The sequence below is a fragment of the Emticicia fontis genome (genome assembly GCF_054779675.1).
This window is the reverse complement of sequence record NZ_BAAGXU010000026.1, coordinates 43,239-59,075: the sequence shown is the minus strand read 5'-3', so window position 1 is coordinate 59,075 and position 15,837 is coordinate 43,239. Positions and strand designations below refer to the sequence as shown.

Sequence of the window (15,837 nt, the reverse complement as noted above, 5' to 3'; positions counted from 1 at the left end):
ACTATTACTTAAATTTCACTTTTAAAACTCGCTGCTCAATCAATTTCCATGAAGCATAGGCAACGCAAACTACAATAATACCCATTACAATCAAATCCCATATACTACCAAAAAGATTATAGCTCAGCATAGTATTGATAACCGGCAAATGGTATATATATATTCCATAAGATATATCATTCTCATTAAGCAGTTTTTTACTCAAATGAACAAATGAAAAAGCAAAGGAAATACTTACTAGTGATAGCAAGGTATTAGCTATGATTCCCCATCTTGAAAGGTCGTAAGGGTCAATATAATACTTCAGCCAGGTATGAAATATTAATGTATAGGCAACATATATTGCCACCCATATAAATACTTTTCCTCTTAGAAATTTTTCTAACCAGCCAAAGTTTTTGTAAATGGCTATACCTGTTAAAAAGAAATTCAAATAATAAAATACGGTGTTACCTAAAAATTTGGAGATTAGTTCATGGCTTAAAATCCATGAATCGGTATTAATAAAATATTTTGTAAAAACTGATAAAGTAAATAGAACCCCAATAATAATATTATTATATATGAGCTTCTTAGGCAAATTAATAATATACAGCAATATTGGCAATATCAGGTAAAACTGCAACTCAACTGCTATACTCCATAAACTTCCATTTGGGTGTCCAGCTCCCCACGTCTTTAATGAAGGGGGAACATAAAACTGTAAAAATGAAATCTGTGCAGCAAGCCAGATTAATAAGTCTTTAACTACGATTGGCTTAATAAAATAGATAAGCAATAAAGCAGTAATAATAGTACAAACCCACAATGCCGGATAAATTCTTAAAGCCCGATTTCTGAAATATTTCTTTAAATCGAATTTATTTCGCTCTAATGAATGACTAATTAAGAATCCACTGATAGTAAAGAAAACAGGTACTCCAGGAAAATGAAAAAGTACAGACAAGAAGTTGTACATGTATGTATCGTTAAAAATTTTGAAATGAACAGCCCCATGCCAGATCAATACCTGAAATGCAGCCATTAATCGTATCAAATCAAAATTATTAGTTCTATTTATCTGCATATAACACTTTTTTAAAACCATTATACATTTCGTGAGCCACTTGTTCGGGAGAGTATTTTTTAATTATTTCTTTAGAAATTTTCCCAAAACTTTCAATTTTATCAGGCTCATTAACAAATTTCTTCATAATATCAGCCATTTCATCAGTATCATAAGGGTTAAAGGTATAACCATTCTGACCATTTTTTACTAAATCATGTGAGGACCCACATTTATTTGATACTACTACAGGCATTCCACAAACCATTGCCTCATTTACCACCAAACCCCAAGGCTCAGAATAACTAGGCAAGACAAAAACATCGCCCAATGCCATAAATCTGGGAACATTATACCATGCTTGCCCTTCGATAAACCGTACTCCTTCTAATTGGGTATCGGCCACATATTTTCTTAACTTTTCACCTTCTGCCCCATCACCTAAAATAATTAATCCCCAATCTTTAGCTTCTAACTTTGAAAAGGCAATCAATAAATTGTTTACATTTTTAATAGCCATTAATCTACCTGTGTAGATAAAATTATAAGGTCTTAAATTGTATTTCTGCTTTTCAGCTTTCCGGTTTAGCAAAGCTTCGTTATGAATCAATTCAACTCTCTGATTATCTACTGCATTATTTTCCAGTAAAATCTGCTCAGGTTTGGCGCCAAATTTAAGCATATATTCTGCAGCTTTTGATCCATAACAGAAGAATCCTTGTGCTCTATTGACTACAAATTTTTTAATGGCTTCTTTCCACCACAGATTAGGTTTATCATCTTCAGTAGAATCAACTGAAATAATTACTTTAATACCATTTAATCGGCAGTAAAAAATTACAGAATTCATGGCCGCTTCATAATATCCAGAGACATTCACTACATCAGGTTTGAATTTACGCACCCAATACAACATTTTCTTCGCTCTTGTCGTATTAGGAATATTCTCATAGTAATCATCAACCAAAACCTGATAATTGTATTGATGGATACTTCTATCGACAGGTCCTAGATTGGCTCGGGTTATTTCGTTTAAAGAAGTTTGAAGAACTAATAATTCATCTTTAGTATTTGTGTTGACTATTTTCTGAAGTTCGGAGTAAATTTTGCCTTTGTAATGAGACCAAAGGTATTGATGAATGATAAGTATCCGCATTCGCTACCGTTTTTTTCTTTTAATAACAATGGTCCAAAATTACAAAATTTTCCTCCTTAAAATAGAAAATTAATCGATATTAAATGACATTTAGGTATAGGTAAAGTATATTTGTAAAAAAAAATAAGATGATAATCTACATAGACTTATTAATCAATAAATTATTAAAATATCGGCAAAGTCTAGGGTTAAGCTTTTTCTTCTTTGGCGCCCCTATCATTTATTTCCTGAGAGATGGTCTAAAATTGGCGCCTAATAGCACTGCCTTTACTGCTGCATTGACTTTTGGCAGTATATTATTGGCTTTCCCTTTTACTATAAAAAAACTGTATCAAACAAATACCTTAGGTTATTTACTTTGTCTGGCCTATTCTGCAATTGCAATATTTTATCTAGCCGCCTATGCACCTAATAGGGGTTGGTTTACCAATACAACTGTTGAAGCAGTGTATCAGGCCTTGATATTATTGTCGATGTTCATCTTTGCAGGAACCTCTATTAACTCTCTGAAAGATACTTTTCTCTTGTTTTCGCTGGTAATATGTGTCATCGGAGGGTTAAGTCTTTTATATTATGTATTCCGGAACCCATTATATGTAGTTGGTATGCGAGCTTCTATCAGTTTTAGTGGAGACGATGAGGTATCTTCTATGGGAAACCCACATATCTATGCTAAAAGTGCCTATTGTGGCCTGGTTGCCGGAATTCTTTTGCTACGAAGTGAGAAGCGCATGCTTTGGCGTTTGGGATATATCGGTAGCATTGTGGTCCTATTATTAGTGCTCGCACTTTGCCAGGCGATGGCTATTATTCTTGTAACGGGTATATTTTTCTTTTTTTATTATATCACGAACATTAATGCTCATAATATTTATAAAGTTTTGAAGTGGACCTTTGGATGGCAAGGGCTTTTATTATTCTTCATAGCTTGTGGTGGTGTTTATTATCTTTGGGAACATACGCGATTTGATGAGTATTTCATTAATGTTTCTAATATTATTACTGAGAGGATTGAGCGGATTTTAACTTCTTTAACCGACACTAAGACGGCTACCACTGTAAAATTAGCAGGTGACGATTCTGCCTCCACCCGGGTAACAAATATCACTAATTTATTTAAAAGCATTGATGAAAGATTAGAAGATGGTGATTGGCTGACCGTAATTTTTGGCAATGGCTATCACCATAAATATCTCGATTCGCCACTTTTTCAAACCCTTAATGATTTGGGTATAATGGGCTTCTTTGTCTTTACTACGCTTCATATTATATTATTGATTTGGGTATTTAAAGAGATATTTAATCCATCTACCGATTTTACCCTTTTTACAGCCTATGTATTTCTGGCGACTGTTATTCAGAATTTTACGATGGGAATGCCTTATGATTATCAGCGTTGGACAGCCATCATTTTTGTGGCCCGATTTGCCCTGAATTATAAACCTGTGAAAATCATAAAAGCAAAAGTAACTGAATCTACGTTGGCTACTTAAATTATAAAGTACAACTTGCGTTTCTACCCTAAATCACCTATGAAGTATCTTAATGTAGTATTCTTAATCGTGCTATTTTCATGTAATAAGGAGGTTGATTCTTATCAATTTTCTGAGAATATTACTATTTATCAATCTGAACCAAGGGAGAAAACTGTCAATAATACCTCTACTAATACGCTACCAGCTGAGATGGTTTATGTGCCAGGGGGATTTACGCAAATTGGTGCAGAAGATGGAGTGGAGTGGGAAAAGCCTATGTTCTGGGCACAGGTAAAACCTTTCCTGATGGATGCCCATGAAGTAACTGTTGGAGATTTCAGAAAGTTTGTCTTAGCTACTAATTATAAAACTGAAGCAGAAAAATTTGGGGATGGTGGGATTCTGAATGAAGAAACCAAACAATGGGTATTGGAAAAAGGGGCAAGTTGGGAATATCCTTATGGGAAAAAAGCGGATAAAGCCCCCGATAATTTCCCAGTCACTCAGGTATCCTGGAATGATGCCAAAGCCTATTCTCAATGGGCTGGTAAAAGACTCCCTTATGAAATAGAATGGGAACACGCAGCCAGAAATGGTATTAACTCTAAATTGCAATACCCTTTTGGCAATGAGTTGGTAGCTGGCGGTAAGTATCTGGCGAATACCTGGAATGGTACTTTCCCAAATTTTGATAAAACCCTTGATGGCTTCCATTTTGCTGCTCCGGTTGGTTCATTCAACAAATCTCCTTTAGGAATTTACGATATGAGTGGCAATGTATGGGAATGGTGTGAGGACTGGCGAACTGACTACGCCGATTTACTTAAGGGCGTTAAGAGAGAATCAAACGAGAAGAAAGAAAAAGTACAACGTGGTGGCTCGTTTTTGTGTGAGCCTTCGTGGTGCCATGGATACAGGGTTTCTGGCAGGTCTTTTACTACGCCTGAGACAAGTTTGATGCATGTAGGTTTTCGTTGTGTAAAAGACATTCAATAAAAAATTAGCCCCCACCAGTGGCAGAGGCTAATCTGAGCTATTGAGTGAATCTATACTATTTACAAACGCTTAATTTTCAGTACTACTCCTACTTTCACAATATTGCTGGACAAACCATTCAGTTTCCATAAGTCGTCCACTGTAACATTGTAGTTTACTGAAATTCTGAACAAGGTCTCATCTTTCTTTACCGTATGATACAGAAAATTTACTTGTTGTTCTGTGGTTTTTTCTTTTAAGGTATTAGTGCTTTGAGGCTTAACCGAAGGTGTGACATTACTCTCTGGTTCGTTCTTAGTTTGAACGGGAGAGATAACAGTACTTTTTTCAACAGTTTTCGGCAAATTTAAGTTCATTGTTTGTTCTTTCCTAATTTCTTGCGATAAAGGTGAAGAATTTAATTCCTTTTCTTTAGCCGATATAATATCCTCGTTCTCGCTTTTCTTTAAACTAATAACTTCATTTACTTTTACATTCCCTTTGTCAACCAATACAACGGTATCAATTTTCATTGGTTCTTTATTGAGTGCCTCTTCATTAAACTCCGAATTACTTTGATCCCTGACAATTGCGTCTATAGCTTCAAGTTCATCTGGCATATTAATGTATTCAACCGGTTTGTTTTTAGGTCGGGTTGTCTGCAACCAGATTATCCTCCCTCTTTGTAAACGCTGAACAGTCTCAAATCTGTTATATTTTAACAAGTTAACGAGCTTAACTCCATAAGTCTGAGAAATGCTCCATAAAGTTTCTCCTTCTCTTACCACATGAAATGGAACACTTGCTTTGTTACTCTTATCTTCCAGATAATAGACCTGCCCTATTTGCAGCAAGTCGTTTTCTTTAATATCATTATACTCAACAAATTTCTTTAGTGGAATATCAGCTTTATAAGCCAGATTGACTGCATTATCACACATTTCAGCCTGTATTCCAGCTAAGTTATTTATCTGATAGAAAATTCCGCCCTTACCCTTACTTTTTGCATTGTCGTTTTCCTTTTTTAATAAGGGAAAACCTAAATCCTTTGTGGGCAATACTGATTTTTTTGATAATTCAGTCAACACTCTTATTTCACTGAACCGGTTAATTGGTATTACTACCAAAACCTGACAATCCGTATCCGGCACATTCTTGGCTAAAAGCCACGAATTATATTCATTCAATACAGTCAGGTCAACTTTCAATTCGGCTGAAATCCTGTTCAGGCTCTTTCCCTTACTATACGGGTATTCATATACGATTTTGGGTACTTGAGGCTTGAAAGCCGGGAACTCCTGCTCAATCACTAACTTATAGGCCAGAAATTGTAACAAAGCCATATAAGCCGGACTGTCTAAGGCTATGTATTCATTTTCGTTACTCGAACTATTTGCCCACTTACGATTAACCTCTAATTGGTTAATAATTTTCTTGTGCGCAATTAATGAATACAGGGTTGCACCCCAGTTATTATATAATACATTATTTCTTCTTAAACACAGTGCTGCACCACGGGTAGCTAAAATCAAATGCTTTCGTTCATCAACCTGTGTGTTAATCAGCAAATCAACCTCTTCAGCTTTTTGTCGATCTAAGCACCAGTAAACACCTGAATCAGGAATACCATTTTTTTCAATAGACGACTGATATTTGTCGTAATTGACAAGAAATTTAAAGTCGTCAGGGACTCCCTGCTCTCTAAGAATTGGCTCAACAATGGGAAAGAACAAAGACGCTTTTTCTAATTTATTTAAAAGCACCTGCCGATTAGATTGAATGTCTTTCATTTCATTCAGCACGAGATACTTCGTAACATCGTTTAGCTGAAAGGTAACATTCGCAAATTTAACCTCGTTTGGAACTACTGGGTTGTATATGAAAATATCTGATGCAAATGAATTATTGTTCAGCCAACAACCCAGTAGTAAATTCAAGTAAACAATATTTCTAAAAGCACGTAAGTCCATTTTTAGATTAACTGTTACTGTAAATGGGAGACACAGATGTATCTCCCATACAGTTGATAACTTTACGTTGGGTTTGAGTTTGAACTTGCGTTCTCGCCATGGCCTACCATTGTGTGCGGTTTAACCATTTTTTAATTTAATTAGGAAAGCTTATTTTGTAATTCTGATGCTAAAGTAAAAGACGCATTTTATATTTCCAAATGTAAACGCTATTTTTTTTTATAATTTCTATTAAAATTATTTTTTCAAAAAATAGTGAAAATTTCAAACAAAAATATAACCTATTGACTATCAATAGGTTACTTTAAAACAGATTATTTTCTCCACTTTTTATATTGGTTAATCAAACCATTAGTAGAAGTATCGTGAGAATTAATTATAGTATCATCCTGTAGTTCAGGGTAAATTTTATTAGCTAATTGTTTACCAAGTTCAACACCCCATTGATCAAAGCTGAAAATATTCCAGATAATACCTTGTACAAATATTTTATGCTCATAAGCGGCTATCAGGCTTCCCAATGACTTAGGGGTAATTTTCTTAACTAATATTGAATTAGTAGGTCTGTTTCCCTGAAAAACCTTGTAAGGTGCAATTTTATCAATTTCTTCCTGCGATTTTCCAGCTAATTCTTTTATCACTTCTTCTGAAGTTTTACCATTCATCAAGGCCTCAGTTTGAGCAAAAAAGTTCGACAATAACATTTTGTGATGATCTCCTAGTGGATTATGAGAAATAGCTGGAGCAATGAAATCTGCAGGAATTAGTTTTGTGCCCTGGTGTATTAACTGATAAAAAGCGTGCTGACCATTAGTACCCGGCTCTCCCCAGATAATCGGGCCAGTCTGATAATTAACCTGATCACCTTTTCTATCTACATATTTACCGTTCGACTCCATATCCCCTTGTTGGAAGTAAGCTGCAAAACGGTGCATATATTGATCATAAGGAAGAATGGCGTGAGATTCAGCTCCGTAAAAATTATTATACCATACACCCAAGAGGGCTAAAATAACAGGAATATTTTTTTCAAATGGAGTAGTTCTGAAATGGTTATCCATTTCGTGAGCACCACTTAGTAAAGCTTCAAAATTTTCGAAACCAATATAACAAGCAATTGACAAACCAATAGCCGACCAAAGAGAGTATCTCCCTCCTACCCAATCCCAGAATCCAAACATATTGGCAGGGTCGATTCCAAATTTCTCTACTTCTTTCTGATTGGTTGAAATGGCTACGAAATGTTTCTTCACAAATTCGGAATCAACTGCTGTTTTCAAAAACCAATCACGAGCAGAATGGGCATTTGCCATAGTCTCTTGTGTAGTAAAGGTTTTTGAAGCAATCATGAACAGAGTTGTTTCAGGAGAAACTTTTTTCAAGGTTTCAGCAATGTGCGTTCCGTCAACATTTGATACAAAATGCACTTTCAGCTTCTTTGCATAAGGTTTCAACGCCTCAGTAGCCATTACAGGGCCTAAATCAGAACCACCGATACCAATGTTAACAATATCAGTGATAGTTTTATTAGTATAGCCTTTCCATGAACCAGAATTAACTTTTTCTGAAAAGTCTTTCATTTTCGCCAATACCTCATTTACTTCCGGCATTACATCATTGCCATCTACTAAAATCGGGTTATTGCTTCTGTTTCGAAGTGCTACGTGTAAAACAGCACGGTTTTCAGTCTGGTTAATTTTTGCACCTGTATACATCTGCTCAATAGCCTCAGAAAGATTACATTCTTGTGCCAGTTCAATCAGATAAGATATGGTACGGCCATTAATATTGTTTTTTGAATAATCAACTAAGATGTCGTTGAATTTCAGAGAGTATTTCTTGAAGCGGTTTTTGTCTTCTGCAAAAAGGTCTTTTAATTGCTTTTTGCTTATGGTTTTATAATGACTTTTGAGTTTTTTAAATGCCGGAGTTTGGGTAAAATCTATAGTAGGTAGCATAATTTATATACCTCCATCCCCTCTGGAGGCCTTGATTTGATTAGTATAAATTTCCTTCTAGGGGTTAGGAATCAGTCTTATTTAACACAAATATCGTCTAAATGACTTTTAGATGCTACAAAAACATTAAAATCTACATCACCACTGATGCCGTCGAGGCGGCCATTGGTGCTGTGTTGCCATAACATCAGTCTCGAACTTTCAAATCCTTCTAGTTTTCTACTGTCGTAATCCGATATCCAGAGTGGATAATCATCAAAGTTCCCTTTAATGTATTGACGATAAATATGTTTGTTAGTATATATAATAGGGTCTACACCATAATGGCTTTTTAAATGTTCTATAAATGTAGTTACATTGGCTACCAGTTTCTGTCTTACTTTTTTATTTAATCCTTGTACTTCAAAATCAACTACTGGAACAAAATCTCCTCCATCGAGTGAAACAGTATTGATAAAATTATTTGCCTGTAAGATTGGGTCAGCCCATGGAACATAAAAATGATAAGCACCTCTTATTAAACCTACTTTCTTGGCTTCTTTCCAGTTATTCTGAAAATCCTGGTCTTTTAAATCAGTTCCTTCAGTTGCTTTGATGAAGCAAAAGGTTACGCCCACGTTATCATTACTATTTTTTACTTTATGCCAGTCAATCTTTTTGTTGTGGTGAGATACATCAATGCCATGAATCGTGTAGCGCAGAGGTACTTTAATACCAAAGCTATCTACATACGTCCATTTCTGACCATCACTTACATAAACAGGGTACAGAATGATAAGCGAGATTACAACAAAAGCATAAAGGGTCTTTAAATTGAATATTCGCTTTACCAATGGTTTTGGCTGATCGGTCGTCTTACGTGTCAGGTTCTTTTTCTTTCTTTTCATTGACGCAATAGCGAAATCTTATCGATTATTCTAATGCTAATCTCATCGCAAATATTGTGCAAAAATAATCAAAAAATAAAAACCGGAAGTTTTTGCTCCCGGTTTTCTCAGAAAAATATACGATTAGCCAAATTATTTATTTGGTTGTGGTGTATATCTCAAATAAGGTTTTACCACATTTACGCCTTTCGGGAATTTATTGATAGCATCTTCTGTCGAAACTGCAGGTACTACAATGGTATCATCGCCATCTTTCCAGTCAGCAGGAGTAGCTACCTGATAGTTGGCTGTTAATTGTAAAGAATCAATTACACGTAGAATCTCCTGGAAGTTACGACCTGTGGATGCAGGGTATGTCAACGTCAATTTGATTTTCTTATCAGGCCCGATAATGAACACCGAACGAACTGTTGCTTTTTCAGAAGCATTTGGATGAATCATATCATATAAATTAGCCACGTTACGATCGCCGTCAGCAATAATCGGGAAGTTTACTTCTACCCCATTTACTTCTTCAATATCCGGAACCCACTTATTGTGCGAATCTATATCATCTACAGAAACAGCGATTACTTTTACGCCTCTTTTTTCGAAATCACCTTTCAAAAGTGCTGTTTTCCCTAATTCTGTTGTACATACAGGAGTAAAATCTGCTGGGTGCGAAAATAACAATCCCCATGAATTTCCGAGCCATTCATGAAAATGTATAGTACCCTGTGTGGTTTCTGCTGTAAAGTCAGGTGCAATATCTCCTAATCTAAGTGACATAAGCTTTATGATTTTAAAGATGAATAATGTTTAATAGCATTAATAATCTACTGATTTAGTAGATAATGTTTCTATACTTGATTTAGTTCCAAAGGTAGAGAAAAAAGTCTATCCTTATTTCTCTTTAGAATCATAAATTAACCAACAAAAAAGAGACCCCAAATGAAGTCTCCGTTAATACGTTTAAAGAGTCAATTATTGAAGCTGAGCCAAGGGAATTTTATCCTTATAATTCCAGAATGCTGAAACATTTACGATTTTCCATTGCCCGTTTACTTTTTCCATCAGGCGTACTTCTTTGCTTTGCAGGAAGTACTTTTGGTTGCGGTCACTATTATACTGGTCCCAGGTAAGGTGTGCGGCATTGTTTCCATAGAATTTATAACGGATATTCTCACGTTTTACTATGGGATGGCTATTGCCTGCTTCTTCTTTTTCATTGGGATTTTCTTTAATAAACTTGCCCAGATTCTTATTGATGCTTTCCCAGCCTACGCTGGCATCAAAAGTTCCATCGGCATTACTCCAGGCCTGATATGCGTAATCAGAGTGAGCAAATTGGTTTTGCCAACAATTATAATCTCTCTTGAAAAAACAATCAGTTTCGGATTGAATCACAGCCATGATATCTTTTTTCTCTTTTTCGAGGTCATGAAAACCCGTAGTAGAAGAATTGGCTGTCTGGCAGGCATAAGCAATGGCTGAAATCAGCACGAGCGATAACAATTTCGTTTTCATTGTTAGAAAAATTTTAAGAGTCTAAAAAATTTTGTCTGCGAAAACTTTGCTTTTATCTATCACCACTTAATTATATGATTAAATGTAAAAAACATATATGACAATTCCAAGTTTTATTTGATTTATTTCAACAACAAAAAAGAAAAGGATTGATGATCTCAATCCTCTCTAAAACTCGTCATAAAGAATTAACAACCTAATTATCTAACTACTACAATCTTCTTTTCTAATACTCCTTCCTGCAAATACACTCTGATAAAATAAGTACCACTAGGAATTAATCTAGGCAGATAAAAACTTTGAGTAAGTGTACTAATATCAGTCTCCTCCGTTAATACTCTCCCCATAGAATCAATCATTTCAAATCGCCAGCTATGGCTTATCTCTCCGTTTATTTTTATTGTAATGCCAGAATCTGCTGGATTAGGAGCAATACTTATCGAAATTCTATCATCTGCCTTTAGCTCAAGTCCGGTTATAGATGTTCCACCACCCGGATCAACAACGATATTCTTTTTTCCAACTATTTTATCTGATAATTCATTCAGATAACATTCCAGATTAGTATATCCCTCAATACCTGTAAATTTCTTTGATAATTGCGTACCATTGTGGTCTTGTACAGTTGGATTTAAACCATTGGCTGTTTCCCACTCATTAGGCATCCCATCGTTATCACTGTCTGTTGGTGCACTTTGGGAAATATCAGTCTGGAAAGCATCATTATAATAATCTGTTCCATTAATTGGATTGGTATCAATGATATTGGTCTTCAATGGATTCATCAAGCGCCTATCCATAGGATCTCTAGGAAATGCGCCTACGTTTTCAAGAGCATAGGTAATTAATTGAGAAGATGAGGTATAACCGATAGTCGGGAAATTATGCCGTGAACTTAAACGAGTGGCCACCCCTAAATCAGTATTTGGTGAATTTGTATTAAAATCATTACAGCAGTAGAATAACTGATAATCAGCCAAGGTTGGGTAATGATTCATTGAATTACCATTAGCGAAAAGACGATTATTGGCATTACCTAATAAATCTGCTGAAGCAAGTGGTCCGGTATAACTATTTCTAGCCACTGTTCTATTATTCACATAATTGAGATTCAAATGAAAATCCCGGCAACCATCACCTCCAGCAGTACATGGATTATACCAGGTTTGTATCTGTTGATCCCAGAAAAGATTATCGGATACCTCAAAATTCAAGGTTCGGTTATGGCAATAGGGTGATTCACAGGAAAATTCGGGCATTCTCCCTCCTATCCTGTTCCACACGTTATGATGTATACTGATATTATCTTGCTCATGCCCGGCTTCACTATAATTCAAGAGCATTCCACCCAAAGTAAAATGCTCACCTAAAGTTTCAGCTAATTGACAATTCTGTATTGTAATATTATGTGAGTTAGAAATCTGAACGGATTCATCAACTGCATTGGCGAGCGAACAATGATCTACGATGACATTTGAGGCGCCATCCAGACGTAGAGCGTCATCTAATACATACCCTTGATTTGGTAGATTTGTACCCAATTTAGGTCTTGATCGCAGATGCCTGATAATGACATTTTTAGAATTAGTATTAGTCTCATAAATTTCATCCAGAACAATGCCTCTTACAATCACACCGCTTGGTGAAGTCTGCCCTGCAATATATACGTCTCCCTGAAAAACTTCTGCCGCACAGGGTATCACTCCACTCACTTTAAATAGAATATACTTTTTGCCAACCACCTGCAAAGCTGCTGCTAATGAGCCAGCACCGCTACAATTGAGATTAGTTACATAAATAACTTGCCCACCTCTACCGCCTGTTGTTAATGCCCCAAAGCCTTCCGCTCCTGGAAAAGCTGGGATTGTTTGCGCAAAGAGATTAAAGTGGCTTATAGTAGAAAGCAGTATTAAAATAACCAAGGAATTTTTCATGGCAATAAAGTCTTCATTTAGCGTACAAAGTTCCTTTGAAATCCCTTATAGATCAGGGAAAATCGCGCCAATGATTAGTAAAAAAACGACTACTGGAAAAAGATATGCAATTTTTAATTCGCAGAAAAACGACTTTGCCTATCTTTGAATTATGTTCTTAAAAAATTAGACATTTCAAATAGCTTCTCTACAATTATGAAATGGCAATTACTTTATTTGGTAACTCTTTTATCGCTGGGGTTCTCTTTGGAATCTCAAGCGCAAAATAATAATTGGACAATAAAGGGTAGAGTTTTAGAAGCAAATAAAGCCCCGCTTGAGTTTGTGAATGTATACGTCAATAATACTTCGATTGGTACTGCTTCAAAAGCCGATGGCAGTTTTACTTTGACAGTTCCCAAGAGCATTCAGAAAATAGAGTTAGTGGTTTCATTTATTGGATATAATACTCTGAAAAAAGTATTAAGTCCTAATGAAATGAATAAATCGATTGTGTTTCTGATGGAAACCTCCAATATGCTGAAAGAAATAAAAATTACGGCAAGGAGAGATAAGGATTGGAAAAAGAAGTGGCGAATATTTAAAGATGGAGTATTGGGTGATTCTCAGTTTACCTCCGATTGTGAAATACTTAACCCTGAATCTATCAGATTAACCTATGATAAGGATAAAAATGTAGTGGCAACTGCGAATGAACCCATTTTTATTCAGAATACCGGATTAGGTTATAAAATTATGTTTCAGATGGAAAGTTTCATTTCAAACGGAAAGCTGACTTTTTATGCTGGAGATAAGTTTTTTGAAAACCTGAAACCAAAAGATGAAAAGCAGGAGAACCGCTGGAAGAGATTAAGAAAGCGAGCGTATCATGATTCGTTCAGAAATTTTCTGGTGGCACTTTCTCAAAATAAATTAGAAGAGAATGGATTTGCAATATTTAAAGAAGCCAAGGTTCTTGAATATTATTTAGGGCGGACAAGTGTCAGTAAAGAATTAAGGGATAGTTCGTTTTTTAAATGCACACCGTCATCAATCTGCTCTTATGATAGTCTAACCAAACGATATACACTTCATTCTGATAAGCCTTTAATGGTTTTTCTTACCAAACACTTTAACCAGGTACCGATCTATGCGGATTATCCTTATAAATTTTCACAGATTATTTTAACAAACGGTTCAACTGAGTTTACTAGTAACGGTTGGGTAACAATACCTGGGGGAATGATTTTGAGAGACTACTGGGGTACGGAAGGGTTTTCGAGCCTGTTACCTGATGATTATCAGGACGATATTCTATATGATGAAAACACTTCTCCAGAGGTATTGGCAAATTTATATAGTGAGAACGAACGAAAATTCTGGTTTATAAATGGCAAAGTATCAGATAATAATGGACTTCCGGTAGAATCAGCTGATGTGTTTATTAATCATACTGAAAATGGGGTAAAAACTAATAGTGATGGTAAATTTACGATTAAAGTACCAGCCCCTTTACAAGAATTAGAATTATTGGCTTATCATCCAAAATATTATCTGGCAAAGGAGACTGTCAGAGCTAAAGAAAACTCTGGAATATTTGAAGTTAATCTAAAGCCAGATAATTTTTCGACCAGCAATGCAAAAGACAAGGAGTTTCAGAAAGAATGGAAAGTATTTGAGAAAACCCTACTAGGTGGGCCTAATGACTTAATGGGCAAGACCCAATTTCCTGATGAATGTGAAATTACCAATCCCGAAGTGGTTAGTTTTGATTACGATGAAAATAAGAAACTGGTGGCTAAAGCAGAAAGACCTATTTTTATTAAAAATAATGCTTTAGGTTATAAAATAACTTATCAACTCACCCATTTTGAGCATTATAACAAAGAAAGCAAGATTAAGGGCGACCAGTTTTTCGAAAAACTAAATCCCATAGACGAGAAGCAGGATTTGCGTTGGAAAAAGACTCAGTTTAAGCTTTATCAGGAAAGTTTAAAGTATTTTCTGATATCTTTAAGTCAGAACAAATTAGAAGAAAATGGGTTCGCTGTATTCAAAATGCGCAAAATACGAGACATTTATGATATGAATGTAACAGTAAAGTCTGAACTAGCTGATAGTTCTTTAGTGGCCTGCAAAGCAAATGAGTTGTGTAAATTCGATACTGAAACGAATCGGTTTTATTTACAGTCAGAATACCCGCTCCTAGTATTTCTTACCAAACGAACTGAAGCCGTTCGACTTACTTTCAAAGATTATCCCTATAAACGCTCTCAGATTGTATTGCCAAATTTTTATTTAGAGTTTGCAGCAGATGGAACAGTTACGAATTATCAGAACGCTGAGATGAGAGACTTCTGGGGCACAGAAGGTGTTTCAGTGAGCTTACCAAATGATTTTAAGCTTGAAACTGAAAATATAGATAGAGTCAGTTTTGAAACGCTCGAAGTAATGACGCCCAAAACTTTGAATATGGATAGCACAAATAGATTTATTAGCAATGGCATTCAATTTAATCGCACCGCTATTGAAGCACCAACAGAAAAAGTTTCCGGATACATTGCTAATGATTTTAATGTAAAAATCAATCCGGGAGATGTGAGCCTTACGATATTTGATTTATTGAGAAGGATTCCGGGCTTAGTCGTAAAAGCTGATTTTATTGGTTTTCGTAGTTCAATGAGTTTCCAGGGTGGAATTCAACCCGCTGCACTTTCTCTAAATGGTAATTTTACTGATAACCCAGAAATAATACTTAATCTTTTAAATAATTTAAATGTAAGAGATATTGAAAGCCTGGGGGCTATAAAATATGGCAACGGAGCTATCTATGGTGCAAGAGGCGGCAATGGCGTGATTGTGATTACAACCAGAAGGTAAAATTAAAAATACCTTAACAAGTGGTTTTGCAAAGGCTCATCATTTTTGTTTTTACGTATTTTTATTCTTCTT

General features: G+C 35.5%; 11 protein-coding genes. 3 read left to right on the top strand and 8 right to left on the bottom strand.

Translation table 11 applies throughout. From position 1 onward, the window contains the following. Positions 1–4: 4 nt before the first annotated feature. Both ACYVFA_RS14075 and ACYVFA_RS14070 read right to left on the bottom strand, forming a co-directional pair. Positions 5–1,066, bottom strand: a complete 1,062-nt coding sequence (locus ACYVFA_RS14075; protein ID WP_460472472.1) for an acyltransferase family protein — start codon at positions 1,064–1,066, stop codon at positions 5–7. Further along, the gene (locus ACYVFA_RS14070) at positions 1,053–2,201 is read right to left on the bottom strand and encodes a glycosyltransferase family protein (protein WP_460472471.1); all 1,149 of its coding nucleotides are present in this window, start codon (positions 2,199–2,201) and stop codon (positions 1,053–1,055) included. Before ACYVFA_RS14070 ends, ACYVFA_RS14075 begins: the two co-directional genes overlap by 14 nt. Before the next feature lie 128 nt (positions 2,202–2,329). Here ACYVFA_RS14070 and ACYVFA_RS14065 point away from each other — a divergent pair, with 128 nt between their 5' ends. Together ACYVFA_RS14065 and ACYVFA_RS14060 are read left to right on the top strand one after the other, a co-directional pair. Next, on the top strand, positions 2,330–3,694 hold the full coding sequence (locus ACYVFA_RS14065) for a hypothetical protein (protein ID WP_460472470.1): 1,365 nt from the start codon (positions 2,330–2,332) through the stop codon (positions 3,692–3,694). A gap of 39 nt (positions 3,695–3,733) precedes the next feature. Further along, the gene (locus tag ACYVFA_RS14060; protein WP_460472469.1) at positions 3,734–4,672 is read left to right on the top strand and encodes a formylglycine-generating enzyme family protein; all 939 of its coding nucleotides are present in this window, start codon (positions 3,734–3,736) and stop codon (positions 4,670–4,672) included. 59 nt (positions 4,673–4,731) lie between these two features. Here ACYVFA_RS14060 and ACYVFA_RS14055 read toward each other — a convergent pair whose 3' ends face one another. The 6 genes from ACYVFA_RS14055 to ACYVFA_RS14030 all read right to left on the bottom strand — a co-directional run bounded on the left by ACYVFA_RS14055 (position 4,732) and on the right by ACYVFA_RS14030 (position 12,906). Then, positions 4,732–6,588 (bottom strand): LysM peptidoglycan-binding domain-containing protein, encoded by a 1,857-nt coding sequence (locus tag ACYVFA_RS14055; RefSeq protein ID WP_460472468.1) that lies wholly within the window; start codon positions 6,586–6,588, stop codon positions 4,732–4,734. A gap of 347 nt (positions 6,589–6,935) precedes the next feature. After that, positions 6,936–8,579 (bottom strand): glucose-6-phosphate isomerase, encoded by a 1,644-nt coding sequence (pgi, locus tag ACYVFA_RS14050; RefSeq protein ID WP_460472467.1) that lies wholly within the window; start codon positions 8,577–8,579, stop codon positions 6,936–6,938. A gap of 77 nt (positions 8,580–8,656) precedes the next feature. Then, complete coding sequence (locus tag ACYVFA_RS14045) at positions 8,657–9,466, bottom strand: glycoside hydrolase family 25 protein (protein ID WP_460472466.1); 810 nt, start codon at positions 9,464–9,466, stop codon at positions 8,657–8,659. A gap of 132 nt (positions 9,467–9,598) precedes the next feature. Continuing rightward, on the bottom strand, positions 9,599–10,234 hold the full coding sequence (locus ACYVFA_RS14040) for a peroxiredoxin (protein ID WP_460472465.1): 636 nt from the start codon (positions 10,232–10,234) through the stop codon (positions 9,599–9,601). Between the two features lie 195 nt (positions 10,235–10,429). Continuing rightward, positions 10,430–10,972, bottom strand: a complete 543-nt coding sequence (locus ACYVFA_RS14035) for a hypothetical protein (protein ID WP_460472464.1) — start codon at positions 10,970–10,972, stop codon at positions 10,430–10,432. Positions 10,973–11,172: 200 nt separating this feature from the next. Further along, positions 11,173–12,906 (bottom strand): T9SS type A sorting domain-containing protein, encoded by a 1,734-nt coding sequence (locus ACYVFA_RS14030; RefSeq protein ID WP_460472463.1) that lies wholly within the window; start codon positions 12,904–12,906, stop codon positions 11,173–11,175. Between the two features lie 195 nt (positions 12,907–13,101). Between ACYVFA_RS14030 and ACYVFA_RS14025 the strand changes: the two genes are divergently transcribed. Continuing rightward, positions 13,102–15,765, top strand: coding sequence for a carboxypeptidase-like regulatory domain-containing protein (locus ACYVFA_RS14025; protein ID WP_460472462.1), 2,664 nt, complete (start codon positions 13,102–13,104; stop codon positions 15,763–15,765). Positions 15,766–15,837 lie beyond the last annotated feature (72 nt).

What these genes read in the sequence shown, in the direction of transcription:
- ACYVFA_RS14075 (WP_460472472.1), bottom strand. Translation starts at nt 1,066, where the DNA reads ATGCAGATAAATAGAACTAATAATTTTGATTTGATACGATTAATGGCT.
- ACYVFA_RS14070 (WP_460472471.1), bottom strand. Translation starts at nt 2,201, where the DNA reads ATGCGGATACTTATCATTCATCAATACCTTTGGTCTCATTACAAAGGC.
- ACYVFA_RS14065 (WP_460472470.1), top strand. Translation starts at nt 2,330, where the DNA reads ATGATAATCTACATAGACTTATTAATCAATAAATTATTAAAATATCGG.
- ACYVFA_RS14060 (WP_460472469.1), top strand. Translation starts at nt 3,734, where the DNA reads ATGAAGTATCTTAATGTAGTATTCTTAATCGTGCTATTTTCATGTAAT.
- pgi (WP_460472467.1), bottom strand. Translation starts at nt 8,579, where the DNA reads ATGCTACCTACTATAGATTTTACCCAAACTCCGGCATTTAAAAAACTC.
- ACYVFA_RS14045 (WP_460472466.1), bottom strand. Translation starts at nt 9,466, where the DNA reads ATGAAAAGAAAGAAAAAGAACCTGACACGTAAGACGACCGATCAGCCA.
- ACYVFA_RS14040 (WP_460472465.1), bottom strand. Translation starts at nt 10,234, where the DNA reads ATGTCACTTAGATTAGGAGATATTGCACCTGACTTTACAGCAGAAACC.
- ACYVFA_RS14035 (WP_460472464.1), bottom strand. Translation starts at nt 10,972, where the DNA reads ATGAAAACGAAATTGTTATCGCTCGTGCTGATTTCAGCCATTGCTTAT.
- ACYVFA_RS14030 (WP_460472463.1), bottom strand. Translation starts at nt 12,906, where the DNA reads ATGAAAAATTCCTTGGTTATTTTAATACTGCTTTCTACTATAAGCCAC.
- ACYVFA_RS14025 (WP_460472462.1), top strand. Translation starts at nt 13,102, where the DNA reads ATGAAATGGCAATTACTTTATTTGGTAACTCTTTTATCGCTGGGGTTC.